Origin of the sequence: Microbulbifer bruguierae (assembly GCF_029869925.1) — a bacterium.
GTDB classification, from domain to species: Bacteria; Pseudomonadota; Gammaproteobacteria; order Pseudomonadales; family Cellvibrionaceae; genus Microbulbifer; species Microbulbifer bruguierae.
Window position 1 is genome coordinate 1050443 of record NZ_CP118605.1, and the last position, 18140, is coordinate 1068582.

Annotated in this window: 16 protein-coding genes; 9 read left to right on the forward strand and 7 right to left on the reverse strand. The window is 57.5% G+C overall.

The window, feature by feature from the left end:
* Positions 1-43 precede the first annotated feature (43 nt).
* The 3 genes from PVT68_RS04505 to PVT68_RS04515 form a co-directional block, all read right to left on the reverse strand.
* Positions 44-850, reverse strand: a complete 807-nt coding sequence (locus tag PVT68_RS04505; RefSeq protein WP_280321432.1) for a hypothetical protein — start codon at positions 848-850, stop codon at positions 44-46.
* Positions 850-2223 (reverse strand): hypothetical protein, encoded by a 1374-nt coding sequence (locus tag PVT68_RS04510; RefSeq protein WP_280321433.1) that lies wholly within the window; start codon positions 2221-2223, stop codon positions 850-852. Before PVT68_RS04510 ends, PVT68_RS04505 begins: the two co-directional genes overlap by 1 nt.
* A 286-nt stretch (positions 2224-2509) precedes the next feature.
* Positions 2510-2842 carry a DUF1820 family protein gene (locus tag PVT68_RS04515; protein ID WP_280321434.1) on the reverse strand — a complete coding sequence of 111 codons (333 nt, stop codon included), beginning with the start codon at positions 2840-2842 and terminating at the stop codon, positions 2510-2512.
* A 176-nt stretch (positions 2843-3018) separates the two neighbouring features.
* On the opposite strand from PVT68_RS04515, the gene miaB reads away from it, so the two are divergent.
* From miaB to PVT68_RS04545, 6 genes are all read left to right on the forward strand, one after another.
* Positions 3019-4395: a tRNA (N6-isopentenyl adenosine(37)-C2)-methylthiotransferase MiaB gene (gene miaB / locus PVT68_RS04520; RefSeq protein WP_280321435.1), complete on the forward strand. Its 1377-nt coding sequence runs from the start codon at positions 3019-3021 to the stop codon at positions 4393-4395.
* 328 nt (positions 4396-4723) lie between these two features.
* A complete protein-coding gene (locus PVT68_RS04525; RefSeq protein ID WP_280321437.1) occupies positions 4724-5785 on the forward strand; it encodes a PhoH family protein in 1062 nt (353 codons plus the stop codon).
* Complete coding sequence (ybeY, locus tag PVT68_RS04530; protein ID WP_407666124.1) at positions 5785-6375, forward strand: rRNA maturation RNase YbeY; 591 nt, start codon at positions 5785-5787, stop codon at positions 6373-6375. Before PVT68_RS04525 ends, ybeY begins: the two co-directional genes overlap by 1 nt.
* Before the next feature lie 8 nt (positions 6376-6383).
* A complete protein-coding gene (locus tag PVT68_RS04535; protein WP_280321439.1) occupies positions 6384-7280 on the forward strand; it encodes an HlyC/CorC family transporter in 897 nt (298 codons plus the stop codon).
* Positions 7280-8839 (forward strand): apolipoprotein N-acyltransferase, encoded by a 1560-nt coding sequence (gene lnt, locus PVT68_RS04540; protein ID WP_280321440.1) that lies wholly within the window; start codon positions 7280-7282, stop codon positions 8837-8839. The genes PVT68_RS04535 and lnt overlap by 1 nt, the downstream gene beginning before the upstream one ends.
* 357 nt (positions 8840-9196) lie before the next feature.
* Positions 9197-10129: a TIGR01777 family oxidoreductase gene (locus PVT68_RS04545; RefSeq protein WP_280321441.1), complete on the forward strand. Its 933-nt coding sequence runs from the start codon at positions 9197-9199 to the stop codon at positions 10127-10129.
* Positions 10130-10184: 55 nt separating this feature from the next.
* Here PVT68_RS04545 and PVT68_RS04550 read toward each other — a convergent pair whose 3' ends face one another.
* From PVT68_RS04550 to PVT68_RS04560, 3 genes are all read right to left on the reverse strand, one after another.
* Positions 10185-10574 carry a hypothetical protein gene (locus PVT68_RS04550; protein WP_280321442.1) on the reverse strand — a complete coding sequence of 130 codons (390 nt, stop codon included), beginning with the start codon at positions 10572-10574 and terminating at the stop codon, positions 10185-10187.
* A 445-nt stretch (positions 10575-11019) separates the two neighbouring features.
* Positions 11020-11802 carry a YdcF family protein gene (locus PVT68_RS04555; RefSeq protein ID WP_280321443.1) on the reverse strand — a complete coding sequence of 261 codons (783 nt, stop codon included), beginning with the start codon at positions 11800-11802 and terminating at the stop codon, positions 11020-11022.
* Between the two features lie 106 nt (positions 11803-11908).
* Entirely contained in the window at positions 11909-12391 is a 483-nt protein-coding gene (locus PVT68_RS04560; RefSeq protein ID WP_280321444.1) for a zinc ribbon-containing protein, read from the reverse strand.
* A gap of 102 nt (positions 12392-12493) precedes the next feature.
* Here PVT68_RS04560 and leuS point away from each other — a divergent pair, with 102 nt between their 5' ends.
* From leuS to holA, 3 genes are all read left to right on the forward strand, one after another.
* Entirely contained in the window at positions 12494-15091 is a 2598-nt protein-coding gene (leuS, locus tag PVT68_RS04565) for a leucine--tRNA ligase (protein ID WP_280321445.1), read from the forward strand.
* A 212-nt stretch (positions 15092-15303) separates the two neighbouring features.
* Entirely contained in the window at positions 15304-15822 is a 519-nt protein-coding gene (locus PVT68_RS04570) for an LPS-assembly lipoprotein LptE (RefSeq protein WP_280321446.1), read from the forward strand.
* A gap of 17 nt (positions 15823-15839) precedes the next feature.
* Positions 15840-16844, forward strand: a complete 1005-nt coding sequence (gene holA / locus PVT68_RS04575; RefSeq protein WP_280321447.1) for a DNA polymerase III subunit delta — start codon at positions 15840-15842, stop codon at positions 16842-16844.
* 12 nt (positions 16845-16856) lie between these two features.
* Here the strand turns inward: holA and PVT68_RS04580 are convergent, their stop codons facing one another.
* Positions 16857-18023, reverse strand: a complete 1167-nt coding sequence (locus tag PVT68_RS04580) for a glycoside hydrolase family 18 protein (protein WP_280321448.1) — start codon at positions 18021-18023, stop codon at positions 16857-16859.
* Positions 18024-18140: the final 117 nt, after the last annotated feature.

Here is an 18140-nt window from a genome sequence, read left to right on the forward strand (position 1 = left end):
TCCTAAGGCAATTTCAGTTGAGATGCCTTTTGCATTCTTCCTGTCAATCTCTAACTTTTACTATTTCAGCAGATCTGGAAATAGAATTCAGATAGTCTTCCCAGCTAGATTCTAATTTCGTCGTCTGGTACTGACTATACTTCTTTCGCTTCAACCAGAGTACTTTTGTCGTTGCTCGACTTAAGTCAATCATTGGCAGTTGGTCGATGGCGGTAGAGCCTCGCTTAAAAACCGAACCGGAGCTAGAATTCTGAATCATGTCACTGACAATAGTGAGGTGAATATTTTCTGCGGCGGGATCGATATGATTCAGCGCGGCCACGTCGGACAGCGCCTCAAAAATGGGGGAGACCGGTTGCTCGCCTCCCGATACGGCTTTGGCAATGGCAATATCAAGAGGCTCCTCGAAGCGCTGGCGGTATAGCGCTTGCACAAACTGCCGATTTGCGGTCAGGGAACTTACATCCGACTGTGACGGAGGTTTACACAGGTCGATCACCGGTTCCGACAGACCATTGTAGTGATCATCCAATACAAAGATTGAAAAACGGTCATTAACCGCGGCGGATTCCAGCAGGCTCGACAGGTGGGTTTTGAGGAAGTGGGCCTGATGGGCGGAGAAGCTGTCCGACGCGTCGATCACCACAAGGTGATGGGCGAAGCGTGGCAGATTCGGGTTGCACAGCGTAACCCGATCGTAATCCCGCTCGGGAGCGCGGACGGTATGCCAGGCAAACAGGCCGAGCGCCAGCAGGATCGCGAGCCCGGTGCCGAACAGGGCAAGACCCTTTCTGTCCTCAATGCTAAACCGGCTCCGGCTGCTCCGGCGGATTTTTCGGGATCTCGCCATTACGCCCTCCGCAGACCGTGGTCAAGCTCGAGCCGGTCTACCAGCCCGGCAAGTGAAGACTGGGCGATATCACAGCGTGTGTTCACGGTGGCGATCGCCTCGTCGTAAACCCGGTCAAGCTCGTCAATCAACACTTCGAATGCGGCCAGGTCTCGTTTGTGCTGTTCGAGTCCGGTAGTATTCAGACACGGCAGTTTGTCCAGCTCGAAGCGCAACAGCTCACCAAAGTAGGCCGCGCGCCGGTTCATCATGCGCGTGGAATAGGACTGGTAGTAGCGAATCAGCTCATCCAGCAGTCCCTGCGCCTTGACGATATCTTCCTGATAGTGACGATGGATTTCTTCGCTGCGCTCGACGCTAGCCTTGAACTGAATAAATTGGGCCCGGATATTTTTTTCCGTGTCTGCCAGCTCATCCTGCAGGTCATCGGCCACGTCATTGATACCATCCACCGCATTTTCATAGGCCCTGCTCCAGGCTCTCTGCATACCCTTCACCCGCCGGGTGATACTTGTGTACCCGGGGTAGCGGTCATCCACCACGAAGAACTTCGCCGCGAGCAGTATCAGGGCAATGGCACTGACGACCACCATTATCCAGGAATTAAAATCCCTGATCGCCAGTGGCTCAGTCAGCAAACTGCTAATCGCCAGCTGCGATGCGGTGAACGGGTCATGCTCAAGCGCCTCTCTATAGTGCCCCACGCCCAATACGAACGTGGCCGCCGCAACCAGAACACAGAGAAAAAGCATTCCGGCCACCGCTTTCCTCGCGTAGTTCTGATGAAAAACATTGCGCAGGGAAAAGGCCATAAATGCGGCAAGCCCCAGGTTCACCAGTGCCAGGATAAACGCCTGAAAAAATCCCCCAACCAGACCCAGCTCACTACCTTTGGACAGAAAAAAGGCGTTGAGCAGTGTCTCCATAATGACGATAAAAAAGATCACCGAATAGTGGAGGATTTTCGATTCGCGATACAGGGCTTCACGGGTTATTCCGTTGCGGTGTCGGAAAATTTCCAGATCCATGCGTAGCGCGGAAAACTCCTGGGCACTGCGCTTCAGACCACTCACCAGGCTGGCCATGCGGCTGCTGACTTTTTTCTCAACCAGGGAGTCCGTATTTTTCAGCTCCTGAAACAGCTGGCGAATATCCGCCTCATTGCGGCTTTCCAGTTCTGCATCCAGCTCTGCCTGACGATTTTCATGAACCCGACCGATGATTTCGCGCACGACGTATGAGCGTAGACTTTCTTCGCTTTCCGTATGGTTGCGGCGATCGACCTCGGGGATGCCCGCTTTCACATCGCGCTCGACGCGCTGTTCGATCTTGAGGGCTGAGATGGCGGCTTTGGTGGCAGGTATTGACGTCATGACTACACCTAAAAACTTCCACTACATTTTAGGTTTCGGGGTACTGCGGCATGCGCATTCCCTTTTTTTCAGAATAGTCCGCCAAAGAAGCGCAATGGCGCCAATGCGACAAAAGGTTGCCAATTGCAAATTGCGACGCCAATAAATGGGTTTTCAGTCGTGTCGTTCAACGGTAGCGCGAGATACCGCCGGATTCGAATACCGACCACCCGGCACACAGGCAAAAAAACGGGCCTCTCGGGCCCGCTTTGAATTGTGTTTAAACTCTTGTATTCACGCCAGCGGATTACTCGCTGTCGTTCGGATGACGCATGGGAGTCGGGAACGGGAAGTGGGCGATTTTGTCCCCCTTTACCTCGTGTACCTTGCCGACACCCTCTTTTTCGACTTCGTCAATCCGCACAATACTGTGCATGGGGATATAGGAACGCTTCACCGAAGCGAACTCGGACTTCAGTTTTTCCTCACTGGGATCCACAACCAGCTGCGACTTTTCGCCGAACACAAACTCTTCCACCTCGATAAAGCCATACATCTCGCTTTGATAGATGGCCCGGGCGTAGAGCTCGAACACCTGGTTCTGGTTGTGGAAAATAACTTTGTAGATTGGGTTGGCCATGAATATCTCTGACAGGAAGCCCCGCTCAATAGTAGTCTCAGGGCCGGTTTGGGGCGAGGAGGCCCGCGAAAAGCGCGGAAGATTATCACTACATCCAGCCGCCGTCTATGCAGCCCAAAGACGGGCCGGTATAATGCCCCACCCTTTAGATTGACCACTTTTTAACCAGGCGCACTATGTCCTCCGAATTGTCCGAAAAACCGGTGAAAAAGCTCTTTATCAAGACCCACGGTTGCCAGATGAATGAATACGATTCTGCGCGTATGCGGGACCTGCTGGGCGAATCCCACCAGATGGTGCCTACGGACGATCCGGAAGAAGCCGATGTCCTGCTGGTGAACACCTGTTCTATCCGGGAGAAAGCACAGGAAAAATTATTCCACCAACTGGGCCGTTGGAAGCACCTGAAGGAAAAAAATCCTGAACTGGTGATCGGTGTCGGCGGTTGTGTCGCCAGCCAGGAGGGTGAAGCCATTGCCAAGCGCGCACCCTATGTCGACCTGGTATTCGGCCCCCAGACCCTGCACCGTCTGCCGGAGATGATGGAGACCAGGAAGCAGCAAAGTGGCGCCATCGTGGTGGACGTATCCTTCCCGGAGATCGAAAAATTCGACCGCCTGCCGCAGCCGGAAGCCGACGGCGTCAGCGCGTTCGTCTCCATCATGGAAGGCTGCTCCAAGTACTGCACCTTCTGTGTGGTGCCTTATACCCGCGGAGAGGAAGTCAGCCGCCCGGTGGCGGATGTGCTGGAAGAGGTGGCGCACCTGGCGGGCCAGGGCGTGCGGGAAGTGAACCTGCTGGGTCAGAACGTAAACGCCTATCGCGCGGAAGGCGAAGACGGCCAGGTGGCGGATTTCGCCGAGCTGATCACCTATGTGGCCGCCATCGACGGTATCGACCGTATCCGCTACACCACCTCCCACCCGGTAGAATTTTCCGATGCACTGATCGATGTGTACGCCGAGGTTCCAGAGCTGGTCAACCACCTGCACCTGCCGGTACAGAGCGGTTCCGACCGTATTCTGATGGCGATGAAGCGCGGCCATACCGCACTGGAGTACAAGTCCAAGATCCGCCGACTTAAGACAATCCGCCCGGATATCTGCCTGTCTTCAGACTTCATTGTGGGCTTCCCTGGCGAAACCGAACGCGACTTCGAAGCCACCATGAAACTGATTCAGGATGTGGGCTTTGACATCTCCTTTAGCTTTATCTATTCCCCGCGGCCGGGCACACCCGCTGCAGACCTTCCCGATGACACGCCGGAAGAACTCAAGAAGCAGCGCCTGCAGTTGCTGCAGCACCGTATCAACCAGCAGGCCGCAGAGATCGCTCGCCGCATGGTCGGCAATGTGGAGCGGGTACTGGTCAGCGGTGTATCCAAAAAAGACCCGGGGCAATTGCAGGGCCGCACCGAGAACAACCGGGTGGTGAACTTCCGCTGCGACCAGATGGAATTGATCGGCAAGTTTGCGGATGTGTTGATTGAGGAAGCGCTTCCTAACTCCCTCCGGGGGACTTTGGTGGCCTCTGAGCTGGATGTGGGCCGCTGAGCTGATTTTCGCCTGCAGGCAAGCTCCTACGGGGCATTGTTGCTGGCAGTCACCTGTTGGGCACGCTGCGCTTTGCCCAATCTACGGCCTACGGTACGGAGTGAGGGCATCTGTAGGTTGGGGCAAAGAAGCGCTGCGACGTGCCCAGCGCGCTGCAGGAGACAGAAAGCCCGGCTGACAAGTCAGTGACCGCAAACTGTCATACCCCCTTGTTATAAGGCCTATCGCCAGTTAGAACCGATTCGTCACAATCCAGTCTTTCCCATACAAGGGAAATGGGTATAACCTACAGACTGAACCCCCGGACAAAAGGTGCACGGAAACCAATTTGGAAACACAAGCCCTCGCTCACAGCATTACTCTTGAGCCCAACGACGCCCGCCGCCTGGCCAACCTCTGTGGCCAATTCGACCAACACCTGCGCCAGATTGAACAGCGATTGGATATCGAAATCCGCAATCGCGGCAATCAGTTTGCCTTTTACGGCGATGCCAAGTCCGCCCGCGTTGCCGGCGAGATTCTGAGCAACCTGTATAAAGAGACTGGAGCCTCGGGCAACCTGACCCCGGACGAGATTCACCTCGCCCTGCAGCAGTCCGGTGTCGATGAGCTGGCAAGCGGTAGCGAGAGCGGCGGTGCAGCTGAGGACCAAGTGGTCCTGATCCGCACCAAAAAGTGTTCCGTACGCCCCCGCGGCATCAACCAGCGCAAATACGTGCGCGCCGTGCAGTCTAACGATATCAACTTCGGCATCGGCCCCGCCGGTACCGGCAAAACCTATCTGGCCGTTGCCTGTGCCGTGGAAGCTCTGCTGAAAGATTCCGTGGAGCGCATCCTGCTGGTGCGCCCGGCGGTAGAGGCCGGCGAAAAACTGGGCTTCCTGCCCGGTGATCTCAGCCAGAAAGTCGACCCTTACCTGCGCCCCCTTTACGATGCCTTATATGAAATGCTCGGGTTTGAAACCGTGGGCAAACTCATCGAACGCAACGTGATCGAAGTTGCCCCGCTGGCCTATATGCGCGGTCGCACCCTGAATAACGCCTTCGTGATTCTCGATGAGAGCCAGAACACCACCCGCGAGCAAATGAAGATGTTCCTGACCCGCATCGGTTTCGGCTCCACTGCAGTCATCACCGGCGACCCCAGTCAAATCGACCTGCCCCGCGGCCAGGCCTCCGGTCTGCGCCACGCCGTTGAGGTGCTGGAGAAGGTCAACGGCATCAGCTTTACCCACTTTGGCGCCAAAGACGTGGTGCGCCACCCGCTGGTCCAGCGCATCGTGGAAGCCTACGGTATCCATGAAGACGCGGTGGAAGCAGAGAAAGAAGCCGAACGCGCTGCGCGCAAAGCGGCAGCAGCACTGCGGGCCGCCGGAGAAGATGCGGCCTGATGGCCGCTCACAGTATGAACACCAGCCAAGCCGACCCCATGTCGCTTACGCCCGCGGATGTCGTTGTGGACGTTCAGCGGGCTTCCAGCCTATCGGACCTGCCCTGCGACGATGATTTCACACGCTGGGCCACCGCCGCCGTCGGCGATCATCGCCATGAAGCGGAGATCTCCCTGCGCATTGTCGACGAAGATGAAAGCCAGGCACTCAACCTGCAGTATCGCGGCAAAGACAAGCCCACCAATGTGCTTTCCTTCCCCGCGGATATACCCCCGGAACTGGGGCTACCCCTGCTCGGTGATCTGGTGATCTGCGCCCCGGTAGTGGCTATTGAGGCGGAACAGCAGCACAAAGCCCTTTCTGCACACTGGGCGCACATGGTCGTCCATGGCACACTACATCTCTTGGGTTACGACCATATCGAGGACGATGAGGCCGAGCTCATGGAAAATCTCGAAACCCGCATAATGGCGCAGCTGGGATTCAGTGATCCCTATACCCAAGTTGAAACCAGCCCAGTTGAAACGCCCGATAACGAGTCCGCACAAAAGGTGCGGAACACAACACTTTCAGACGGAACCGACGAGTAACGCGGAGTATGGCCACTTCCATGACCACCGATGAACCCCCAAGTAGCTCCTCTTCCAACCGCCCCCGATCGGGGGAGAAAAACTGGTTGGAGAAAATACTGGGTGCCTTTTCACACGAACCCAAATCCCGCGATGAACTGCTGGACATCATCAAGGATGCGGCGGAAAACAAAGTCGTAGACGCCGAAGCCCTGTCGATCATCGAGGGCGCGCTGGATGTATCGAACCAGCAGGTGCGGGAAATCATGATCCCGCGCTCGCAAATGGTGGTGGTCAGCATTAACGACCAGCCAAAAGAGTTCCTGCCCAAAGTCATCGAGTCCGGTCACTCGCGCTTCCCGGTAGTGGGCGAAAGCATCGATGATATGCGCGGTATTCTGCTCGCCAAAGACCTGCTGCCGCTAGTGCTGAAAGGCGTGGAAGAATTCCACCTGGAAGACATTATCCGCCCGGCGAATATCATCCCCGAAAGCAAACGCCTGAATATCCTGTTGCGGGAATTCCGCGAGAACCGCTATCACATGGCTGTCGTTATTGACGAGTATGGTGGTGTCTCCGGCGTAGTCACCATTGAAGACATTCTCGAAGAAATTGTCGGTGATATCGAAGACGAGACTGATGAGGATGAAGAAGACAGCTTTATCCGCAAGGTGAGCGACAACGATTACGTGGTCAAGGCACTCACCCCCATCGAGGACTTCAACGAGTACTTTGACTGCGAGTTCAGCGACGAGGAATTCGACACCATCGGCGGCCTCATCATGCAATCGTTCGGCCATCTGCCCGGGCGCGATGAAATGACTCGACTCGGTGATTTCAAATTCCGCGTCCTCTACGCCGACAACCGACAGATTCACCTATTGCGCGTGAGTCGCCTCGACAAGCCCGCTGAAGAAGACGGCTGATGCACAGAAATCTGCCTCCCGTGGCCGCCCTCATTGCGGGCGGCCTGTTGACACTCTCCTTTGCACCATTCAACTACTGGTGGTGCAGTCTGCTTTCTCTGGTGCTGTTTGCCTGGCTGCTGGCCCCCGGCCGCGATAGCCTACCCCTCACGGGCAAGCGTACTTACTGGCTGGCGCTGTGTTACGGCATCGGCCTGTTTGCCACAGGCGGCTCCTGGGTTTATGTCTCCATCACCGACTTCGGAAACTCCTCACCTCTGCTAGGGGTTGTCCTCACTGGTGCTTTTGTGGGCATCCTCGCACTCGTGTTTGCCCTGCCGTTTTCTCTGCTGGCCCATTTTCGCTCGCAACCAGTGCCTTTCGCTCTGGCGTTTTCCGCACTGTGGTTTGTCAGCGAGTGGTTCCGCACCTGGATGTTTACCGGCTTCCCCTGGCTGTTTGCCGGTTATGGGCACATTCATACCTGGCTTGCTGGTTGGGCACCGGTAGTTAGCGTTTACGGTATCGGCCTGCTGCTGGCCCTGACAGCAGCGGTTGTCGCCCTGATCCTGCGCGGCGCATTTCCCTCCTGGAAAAGCGCCCGCACCCTGGCACTCGTATCCGTTACCGCTCTCACCTGGCCCGTCGGGCTACTGCTAAAGCAGGTGGAGTGGACTTACGCTACGGAAAAAACGAAGACCGTGGGATTGGTACAGGCCAATATTCCCCAGGAAAAAAAGTGGCAGCCGGAATTTCGTGGTGAAACACTGAGGCGTTATCAGAGCGCCACCGAACAACTGCACCATCAGGGAGTGGATGTGGTGATCTGGCCAGAGGCCGCGTTGCCGCTGTTCTACCACCATGCCCCGAACCTGATGCAAGCCCTGCAGAAAAACGCGCAACAGGCGGAAACCGACCTTATTACCGGTATTCTCTACGATACAGAACAGGATCAACGCCGTGTGGTACACAACTCTGCGGTCGTCTTTGGCCAGACTGAGCAGCTCTACCACAAGCGCCACCTGGTTCCCTTTGGCGAGTATGTACCCCTGGAAGACTGGATTCGCGGCACCATCGAGTTTTTCGACCTGCCCACCTCATACATCCGCCCAGGCCCCGAAGGGCAAAAGCCGCTGCAAGCAGGTACCCTGAGCTGGGCACCGTTGATCTGTTACGAAATCGTCTACCCGCAACTGGTAGCGAGCAGCAGTGGCGATGCGGATGTTCTGCTCACCCTGAGTAACGACGCCTGGTTTGGGAAATCCATTGGCCCCTTGCAACATATGCAGATGGCGCAGATGCGAGCCCTGGAGACCCGACGCTACCTGGTGCGGGGAACCAATACCGGCATTACCGCCGTAGTTGCACCCGACGGCAGTATTACCGACCAGCTTCCGCAGTTCGAGCAGGCGACGCTGGTAGCCCGTGTAGAAGCGCGACGTGGCTTCACGCCCTTTATGCGCACCGGGATCTGGGGACCGCTGGTATTCTCATTTGCGATGTTGCTGGCTGCAGTACTGCTGCAGCGACGCGCCAGTGCCAGCACCGAGCACCTGCCCACGCCGGAAGTCGCGGATTAATCCCGGCAAACAAGTAACCCCACTACCGTGCGACCGCATCGCCTTCGTCCCGGGGCGTAAATTGCCCCCGGTTTGCGAGTCGCTGTCACCTGCGCCGCCGTTTATTCCCCGGCCTGCACCACAACTGTTTTTGCGGCTGCTATCCTCCAGAAATATTCGCCCGGCGGAGGCAATGTGGAAGCGGTGTTGCCGATTCCATTTTCTCGATCGATTCCCGCCGGCCAGGTCTTTTTCCTACCGCAGGCAGCAATGCCTGCAACCGATAGCGCCGCGCCCCGTCGCGCGCAAATTAGCCGCTATCGGGCAATACGACATTTCCAGCACAGACGATCAATGTGCGGCACGGATGCCTGATTTATGCATTGTTTAATCACCGGCGGCACGGGTTTAATCGGCCGTCTTTTTTGTGCCAGGTGGCTGGCACGCGGCAACACCATCACGGTCCTCAGCCGCAACCCCGCAAAAGTGCGCGAGCGGTGTGGCGAAGCGGCCCGGGGCGTCAATGAACTACAACAGGTTGAGGGCCCCGTAGACGTTGTCGTCAATCTCGCAGGAGAAACCATTTCCAAACGCTGGAACAGCAGAAGCAAGCAGGAAATCCGACGCTCCAGACTGGAAACAACCGAACGGCTGGTACAGTGGATTTTCACCCTCCCCCAACAACCCGGCTATGTACTTTCCGGCTCCGCTGTCGGCTATTACGGCGACCGCGGCGGCGACCTGTTAAAAGAATCCAACGGTCCCGGCGGCGGCTTCGCCGCTCAGCTCTGCCGCGACTGGGAATCGGTAACACAGCCACTGCAGCAGGCAAGTATCTGCGTCGGCACCATGCGCACCGCCATTGTTCTCTCAACTCGTGGCGGCGCCCTGCCACAGATGTTGCCGGCATTTCGCCTCGGGCTGGGTGGCCCAATGAGTTCCGGTGAACACTGGATGAGCTGGATTCACGAGGAGGATATCGTCGGCCTGATGCTGCACATGATCGACCGGCGCCTTTGCGTTCCCTTCAACGCCTGTGCTCCGGAGCCGGTCACCAACAACAGCTTTTCACGCCTGCTGGCAAGACAACTGCACCGCCCCTGCCTGATGCGCACACCGGCGTGGATGCTCAAGTTGATGTTCGGGGAAATGGCTGAGGAATTGCTGCTGGCCAGCCAGAGGATGGAGCCCCGCACGGCGCTGGATAGCGGTTACATTTTTCAGTTCCCGACGTTGGAAAAGGCCCTCGCCGATTTACTCGGCCCTGAACAACACCGTGGACACGCCCGCGCGGGTACCAGAACGCGCTGAGCCCGCACAAGCGGGCTCAGAAATAAAATGCTATGGAATATTGACCGGGAAATATCTAAGCGGCAGCGTCACTGCGACTCAGTACCTGATCGAGATAACTGCGCGCCGTTTCCGAGGTTACCGGGTCAACCTTGCACTCCATGGGAGCAGATCCCACCCAGTGAGCGTGCCAGCGATACCAGCAATTGGCCTGTATATCCCCGCTGCGCTGTTCCTGGCGCAGCTCAACAAAATCGGTTTGCTGTGGATCCAGTTTGAACTCGCGGACAATCTGCCCGACAAAGGTTTCGAAGTTTTTGCTCAACTGAGCGCCACTCTCATTACCCGCCGATAACAGCACCAGTTGGCGCTTGCCTCGACGACTGAGTTTGAAGCCTATCCACACCGGCCGATTCAACCGGTTGTGCAGCTGGATGGGGGAGAGTGATGCTGGAATACCCGTCATCTGAACATTACCTCACTTATTTTTTTATTTTGTTATTTTTATGCGATCCGGCAGCGCCGCTATCGCCCTGGCCGCCAAAAACAATCGACGGCCGCGGTTTCTTGCTCTGTCGAACCGCACCAACGGAGTCAGTGCTGCGCAACTACCGGTAACAACTACCGGCACCCATTCCGGGCCATTCGCCAGGCTTCCTGCCATTGACAACCTCCTCCCGCACCCTATTGCCATTATTAATTGCCGACACCCTTTCAATATCGACAATGCATTATCAGCAAACCCGGCACCCGGGACATATCACAACCCGGAACACTTCGTGACCAAGAAAAGGTCATCACCCCAAAGAGGTCACAAAAGGTTTCATAAGAAACGGAAAACAAGGGTGACCATACTAGTTATTCGTCCAGAGCGCTTCAACCCGAGAACCGGAATCCCCTGAGCTATCCAGTCAGCAATTCCGTCGTACCGGCAGTGGCCGCCAGCGATACCACTGATCCGCCAGCAGTTCCCGCCAATACACCTGCGTGCGAAGCAATGCCCCCGCACTCGGTAACCAGCGCAACAGGCCCGTTTGGGCTCGGGGCATCAATTCTCCCGGACTGCCCACAGCCAGTGGCTGAACCTGTATTCCGGCACGGGCGAAAACCTCTTGGGCCCTGGGCATATGCCACCAGTGGGTTACCAGTAGCACGCTTTCGACTCCGGAATCGTGCAGAAGTGCCGCCGAGAAGGCCGCATTCTCCGCCGTGGTTCGACTGCAATTCTCGCGCCAGGTCACCGTACGCCCGAACAGTTTCTCCAGTGCATCCGCCATCAGATCGGATTCTGCCGCCTTCTCCTGGGCGTACACCCGCCCGCCGGAAACGAGAATGGGTAAACTCCCCGGCGCCTTCGCCACCGCCCAGGCCACCCGCTCCAGTGAAGGAGAAGAAAGTCGCTCACTACCTGTCTGCGCATCCCGATAGCGGCCACCGCCGAGAATGACCACTGCGGTGGGTTTTGCATCCGGTACCGCCGGCAACTGATTCACCAGTCGCTGCCCCAGCCAGCCGGAAAACGCGGGTGTCGCGCAAATCCACAACGTGAGAAAGCAGAGAATAGCCAGTGGCAGTGACAATTTTGCGACTGGCGTTGAATTGGGGAAAAACCAGAAGGAAAAGGCCAGCAATAAGCCCACAAGCGGGGCAAACGGGGGCATGATCAGGGTTGTCAGGGCGGTTTGCAGTTCCATCTTGCGCTATCCGTGCCTACAGCGTTGTTATTGTTTCTAAGGCTCCACAGAACCTGTTCTCAAACGCACAGTCTCAGGAGTCGACCGGCAACACCATACCAGCCCCTCACTCTGCTTCCAGCCCGCCGCTAATCTGACGGAAGCAACCATAGCCGCAGCGGTGGCAGGGGGTTATCCGGGAGCCGGCTGGCGGCAGAGCACGGTAGCCACACCCCAGGCACTGCAGCTCTTCGCCCTTACCCACCTTTTCACCCGCAAGCGCCCAGGGTTGACCCGTTTTGATACAGCGCATCAGGCTCGGCCAGGCAGTTTCGGTGGGGTCTGCAGCATCCAGCAGCCAATCGCCGGTGCGCTCTTCCAGTGTCTTCAGCTCCCCCCCAAGACCACGCACATAGGCCGCAGCCTGATGCAGGTCATCCTTTAGCCAGGCGCGCAGAAATGCCGCCTTACTGGCGGTAAGCTTTTCCACCGCCAACTCGCCTTCCACCAGCTTTTCCAGATCCCGGCGGAATTCCCCGGTTACATCCTCATCTTCCGGGAGTAAATGGGCTTCGCCGGCTTTCGGCTTTGCTTTAGGTTCCTTACTCACCCTATCCCTCCTATAATTCGCCGTTTTCCGGCCGAGTCCTCTGGGCTCGTCGCGGTCAGAATTTCTACACAGATCGAGTCACAGAGTATAGGTTCCCCACAGATGGAAGAGCAGTACAACCCCTCCGCAGTCGAAGCCACCGCCCAGGCCCATTGGGCCGAGCAGAAAAGCTTCGAGGTAAAGGAAGACCCCAGCAAGGACAAGTTCTACTGCCTATCCATGTTCCCCTACCCCAGCGGCAAGCTGCATATGGGGCATGTGCGCAACTACACCATCACCGACGTGATCTCCCGCTACCAGCGCATGCAGGGTAAAAACGTGCTGCATCCCATGGGCTGGGACGCCTTCGGCCTGCCGGCGGAAAACGCCGCAATCCAGAACAAGACCGCACCGGCCAAGTGGACCTACTCCAATATCGACTACATGAAAGGCCAGCTCAAAGCCCTCGGCTTCGGTTTTGACTGGTCCCGCGAGCTGGCCACCTGCCAGCCGTCCTACTACCGCTGGGAACAGTGGTTCTTCACCCGCCTGTACAAGAAAGGCCTGGTGTACAAGAAGAACTCCGCCGTGAACTGGTGTCCCCACGATGCGACCGTCCTCGCTAACGAGCAGGTGGAAGACGGCTGCTGCTGGCGCTGCGGCACCACCGTAGAGCGCCGCGAGCTGGCGCAGTGGTTTATCAAGATCACCGACTACGCCGAAGAACTGCTGAAAGACCTGGACCAGCTGCCAGACTGGCCGGAGCAGGTGCGCACCATGCAGCGCAACTGGATCGGCAAATCCAAGGGCGTCGAGCTGGCCTTCGCCCTGCCGAAGACCATTGCCGGCGTCGACCACTTCGATGTCTACACCACCCGTCCGGACACCCTGATGGGCGTCACCTACGTGTCCCTCGCCGCAGAGCACCCGATTGCTCTGGAACTGGCCGAATCCAATCCAGAGCTGAAGACCTTCATTGCCGAGTGCAAGAAGCAATCCATGTCCGAGGCCGATATGGCCACCATGGACAAGAAAGGCATGGACACCGGCCTCAAGGCCATCCACCCGCTCACCGGCGAAGAAGTCCCGGTGTGGGTCGCCAACTACGTGCTGATGGATTACGGCAGCGGCGCGGTAATGGCGGTTCCCGCCCACGACCAGCGCGACTGGGAGTTTGCCAAAAAGTACGACCTGCCGATCAAACAGGTCATCGCACCTGCCGGTGGAGAAACCATCGACCTGGACAAAGAAGCCTTCACCGACAAGGGTGTGCTGGTCAATTCCGGCGGTTTTGACGGCCTCGACTTCGACGCCGCCTTCAATGCCATCGCCGATGGCCTGGAAGCCGCCGGTAAAGGTCGCGTCACCACCAACTACCGCCTGCGCGACTGGGGTGTTTCCCGCCAGCGTTACTGGGGCGCACCGATCCCCATGTTCAACCTCGCCGACGGCAGCGAAATCCCGGTACCGGCGGAAAAACTGCCGATCCTGCTGCCGGAAGACGTGGAACTGGACGGCGTTACCTCCCCGATCAAGGCCGATCCGGAGTGGTGCAAAGACGAATACAACGGCGAAGCAGTCGAGCGCGAAACCGACACCTTCGACACCTTCATGGAATCCAGCTGGTACTACGCCCGCTACACCTGTCCCGACTTCGAAGAAGGCATGCTCGACCCGGACCGCGCCAATTACTGGCTGCCAGTGGACCAGTATGTGGGCGGAATCGAACACGCCATCCTGCACCTGCTATACGCGCGCTTCTTCCACAAGCTGATGCGCGACGAAGGTCTGGTGAAGAGCGACGAGCCCTTCAAGCGCCTGCTGTGTCAGGGCATGGTACTGGCGGAGTCCTTCTACAAGGACGTCGACGGCCACAAGGTGTGGATCGCCCCGACTGCGGTAGACGTCGAGCGCGACGACAAAGGCAAGCCAATCAAAGCCGTCGAACGAGCCACCGGTGAAGAAGTCATCGCCGGCGGCGTGGTGAAAATGTCCAAGTCCAAGAACAACGGCATCGACCCCCATGCCGCGGTGCAGGAATACGGTGCCGACACCGTGCGTCTGTTCACCATGTTCGCCGCGCCCCCCGAGCAGACACTCGAGTGGCACGACTCCGGTGTAGAAGGCGCCAGCCGCTTCCTGCGCAAACTGTGGAAGACCGTCCACGGCCACATTGAAGCCGGCGACGGCTGTGCGGAGATCGATGTAAACAATCTCAGCGACAAGCAGCAGCAACTGCGCCGCAAGACCCACGAGACCATCCAGAAAGTCAGCGACGACTACGGCCGCCGCCAGACCTTCAACACCGCCGTCGCCGCGGTAATGGAACTGCTGAACGAAGTCGGCAAAGTTGCAGAACGCGACTCCGCCAACGGCCTTGCGGTAGAGCGCGAAGCACTGCAGGCCGCCGTGATGCTGCTGGCGCCGGTCACCCCGCACATTTGCCACGAACTGTGGAAACTGTTGGGCAACAGCAGCGAGCTGGTAGACACCCAGTGGCCGCAGGTAGACGAAAAAGCCCTGGTACGCTCCACCATCACCCTGGTGGTGCAGGTGAACGGCAAACTGCGCGCGAAACTGGAAGTGGCCGCGGACACCGATAAGGCGACCCTGGAAAAAATGGCGCTGGAAGACGAAAACGTCGTGAAGTTCACTGACGGTCTGACTGTGCGCAAAGTGATTGTGGTGCCCGGTAAGCTGGTCAACATCGTCGCCAACTAGATAGAGCCGGAGCCATACATTCCCGGCTTACGAAGCACTTCTGGTCAAATTGAAGGCCGGGTGCCGGGAGCGGGTTTTCAGGAGCGTCGCAAACAGGATGTTTGCGCCACAGCGCCCATGGATGGGTTCACAGCGGTCCTGAAAACCTGCTCCCGGCACCTTGTCGCCACCGCACCAGCTACAGAACACAACGGACCTAGATGAATACAATAATGCTCCGCACTCTGATCCTGACGTTAACCGTGATCATCTCAGCCTGCGGCTGGCACCTGCGCGGCGCACCGAAAAACTTCCCCCCCGGCAGCAAGCTCTACATCACCACTGAAGATCCCCGTAGCCAGCTGGCGGAAAGTATTACCCGCTTGCTGCAAACCAGCGGCCTGCCGCTGGCGGAAGACTCCACACAAGCGGACTTCACTCTCACCATCCATAAAGAAACCGAACAAAAACGCACCGTCTCGGTGGATGCCAAAGGCCAAGCTTCCGAGTACGAACTGATCACCAGCGCCGAATACAGCGTGCGCGACATCAATGGCCACGACCTTCTGACCAACGCCAGAGCCGACGTCTACCGAACCCTGGTTTGGGATGAAAGCGAAATCGTCAGTAAAGGAGAGGAGGAGCGTCTGCAGCGGGAAGAAATGCGCCGCGAACTCATCAGCCGTATCATCGACCGCTTGCGCCGTATCGAGATCAGCACCCCGGTCACCGATAACCCCGCTACCCCCTGACCACAAACAGGCAGAAAATGGCTCGCATCAACCCCCGGCAACTCTCGCAAAACCTCCGCCAAGGCCTCGCCCCCATCTATGTGGTTACCGGAGATGAACCCCTGCTGATACAAGAGTGTTGCGACGACATTCGTGAAGCGGCACGCAACCATGGATTCAATGAGCGCGATCTGCTGCACGGCGAACACAATTTTGACTGGGGGCTACTGCTGTCCGCGGCCGGCAGTCTTTCGCTGTTTGCGGACAAGAAAATCATCGAATTGCGCCTGCCCGGGGGTAAACCCGGAGATAAAGGCAGCAAGGCCCTGCAGGAATTTGCCGCTAACGCCAACGACGAAACCCTGCTGTTGCTGGTGCTGCCAAAGCTCGACCGCGCCCAACTCAACAGTAAGTGGATCAAAGCGCTGGAAGCCAAGGGGGTACTGATTCAAATCTGGCCGGTCGATGCCTCGGAAATGCCGCGCTGGATTCACCAACGCCTGCGCGCTGCCAACCTTGACGCGGAACCCGAAGCCATCCAGATCCTTGCCGAGCGGGTCGAAGGTAACCTGCTCGCTGCCAGCCAGGAAATCGAAAAGCTGAAACTGCTGGCACAGGACTCGGTAATCAGTGCCGACACCATGAACAACGCCGTCGCCAGCTCCGCCCGTTACGATGTATTCGGATTGATTGACAAGGCGCTGGCCGCTGATGCGGCCGGTGCCGTTAAAACCCTGCAGGGACTACGCGCCGAAGGTGTAGAGGCACCGGTGGTGCTCTGGGCAATCGCCCGGGAAATCCGCACCCTGCTGGAAACCCAGCAGAAACTGGAAGAAGGCCAGCCCATCAACCGCCTGGTGCGCATCCAGAAACGCCAGCCACTGATTCAGTCTGCCTGTCAGCGCCTGCGCCCGCGCCAGCTGGAAAACTTTCTGCTGCGCGCCCGCGCCGTGGACAACGCCATCAAGGGCGGTAAAGAAATGGATCCATGGGCTGGCCTGCTGGAACTGACGCTCAACCTGTCGGGCAAACGCAGTATCTGACCTCCCGCGTTATCAACGGGACTTTTCCTCGTATATGGCCCTCACCAGCGTACCGTCATCGGTATCACCGGGCAGCTCCCAGAACATGATGCCGCCCAGTTGGTGCTCTTTCGCATAGCGGGTCTTCAGTGTCAGCGAGTGCGGATTATCAAAGGTCGCATAGCGCTGCTGCTCGGCGTTGTAGGCGAACGCCGCCTGCGCCTCGTCATCCCAGGAAACCTGATATCCAAGATCTGCGGTGTAGCCCTGCTCCAGTTCCGCGTACCTGAGCCCGGGCACATGGTTACCACTCTGGTACCGGCCAGCATTTTCCGGACCCACACTGTCCCAGACCCGGGAATAAAACGCCGCACCAATCACGATTTTTTTTGCGGGTACGCCCGCCTCCACTAAAAAACGCACCGCGTTATCGGTGGACTGCTTCTGTGACGCGGTTGAATAAATCGGGGTATGGTGTCCAGTGACAGTACTGAAGCCATTTACCAGGTCGTAGCTCATCAGATTGATATTGTTCACCAGCGGCGTGATTGCTTGCCAGTCGAGAGATTTTTGCAGGAACTCGTCAAATCCCCCGGCAGCCACACTCAACAGGTAATTCTCCCCCAGTGTTTCACGCAGGGTTTTCACCAGCGCGGTAAAGTGAGCGCGGTCTTCCACTTTGTAGGGATGCCCCGGGTGCCCTTCGATCGCCGGATATTCCCAGTCCAGGTCAATACCGTCACCACCCAATTCTTTCAAGGTTTGTCGAACCGAACGTGCAAAAGCCACGCGGTTTTCGTTTGAGGAAAACACCTCAGAGCAGGTTTCACAACCGCCCCAACCACCCAACGCAAGCAACACTTTGAGGTGCGGATACTGTTCTTTCAACGCCAAAAGACGGGCATAAGCCTGCTTTCCCTTTTGCCCATTCGCCCGATCATCCCTCGCAAAGGAGAGTTGATTACCGTCCAGGTAAACGAAACTGTAAATAACGTGGGTGAGCTTGTTGAAATCGTATCGGGCCAGATCTGTTCCATCTCCGGTGTAGTACCCGAGAACCGCAAGCTCCGCGGGACTGATCGACGGCGCCACTGAAATACTTTCAGGTCCTTTCACGGTTTCACTTTCTTCCATGCCAGCGCCGCACGCCACAAGGGACGTCACCAGCCCCAGTACGCTACATATTCTTAAAAACCGCATTTTTCTCTCCAGTGAATTTTTTCGTTTTATACCGACAAGATATCAATCCGGCTTTGTGGCTTATCGAGCCCCGTAGTAAGAACGTCTCTCATATTCAACGCCCCCACCGCACGCCTT

Bases quoted from the DNA above. Each gene is read 5' to 3' on its own strand.
- PVT68_RS04510 (WP_280321433.1), bottom strand. From the start codon at position 2,223: ATGACGTCAATACCTGCCACCAAAGCCGCCATCTCAGCCCTCAAGATC.
- PVT68_RS04545 (WP_280321441.1), top strand. From the start codon at position 9,197: ATGCATTGTTTAATCACCGGCGGCACGGGTTTAATCGGCCGTCTTTTT.
- miaB (WP_280321435.1), top strand. From the start codon at position 3,019: ATGTCCTCCGAATTGTCCGAAAAACCGGTGAAAAAGCTCTTTATCAAG.
- PVT68_RS04580 (WP_280321448.1), bottom strand. From the start codon at position 18,023: ATGCGGTTTTTAAGAATATGTAGCGTACTGGGGCTGGTGACGTCCCTT.
- ybeY (WP_407666124.1), top strand. From the start codon at position 5,785: ATGGCCGCTCACAGTATGAACACCAGCCAAGCCGACCCCATGTCGCTT.
- PVT68_RS04555 (WP_280321443.1), bottom strand. From the start codon at position 11,802: ATGGAACTGCAAACCGCCCTGACAACCCTGATCATGCCCCCGTTTGCC.
- PVT68_RS04515 (WP_280321434.1), bottom strand. From the start codon at position 2,842: ATGGCCAACCCAATCTACAAAGTTATTTTCCACAACCAGAACCAGGTG.
- PVT68_RS04570 (WP_280321446.1), top strand. From the start codon at position 15,304: ATGCTCCGCACTCTGATCCTGACGTTAACCGTGATCATCTCAGCCTGC.
- PVT68_RS04535 (WP_280321439.1), top strand. From the start codon at position 6,384: ATGGCCACTTCCATGACCACCGATGAACCCCCAAGTAGCTCCTCTTCC.
- PVT68_RS04505 (WP_280321432.1), bottom strand. From the start codon at position 850: ATGGCGAGATCCCGAAAAATCCGCCGGAGCAGCCGGAGCCGGTTTAGC.
- leuS (WP_280321445.1), top strand. From the start codon at position 12,494: ATGGAAGAGCAGTACAACCCCTCCGCAGTCGAAGCCACCGCCCAGGCC.
- PVT68_RS04550 (WP_280321442.1), bottom strand. From the start codon at position 10,574: ATGACGGGTATTCCAGCATCACTCTCCCCCATCCAGCTGCACAACCGG.
- holA (WP_280321447.1), top strand. From the start codon at position 15,840: ATGGCTCGCATCAACCCCCGGCAACTCTCGCAAAACCTCCGCCAAGGC.
- lnt (WP_280321440.1), top strand. From the start codon at position 7,280: ATGCACAGAAATCTGCCTCCCGTGGCCGCCCTCATTGCGGGCGGCCTG.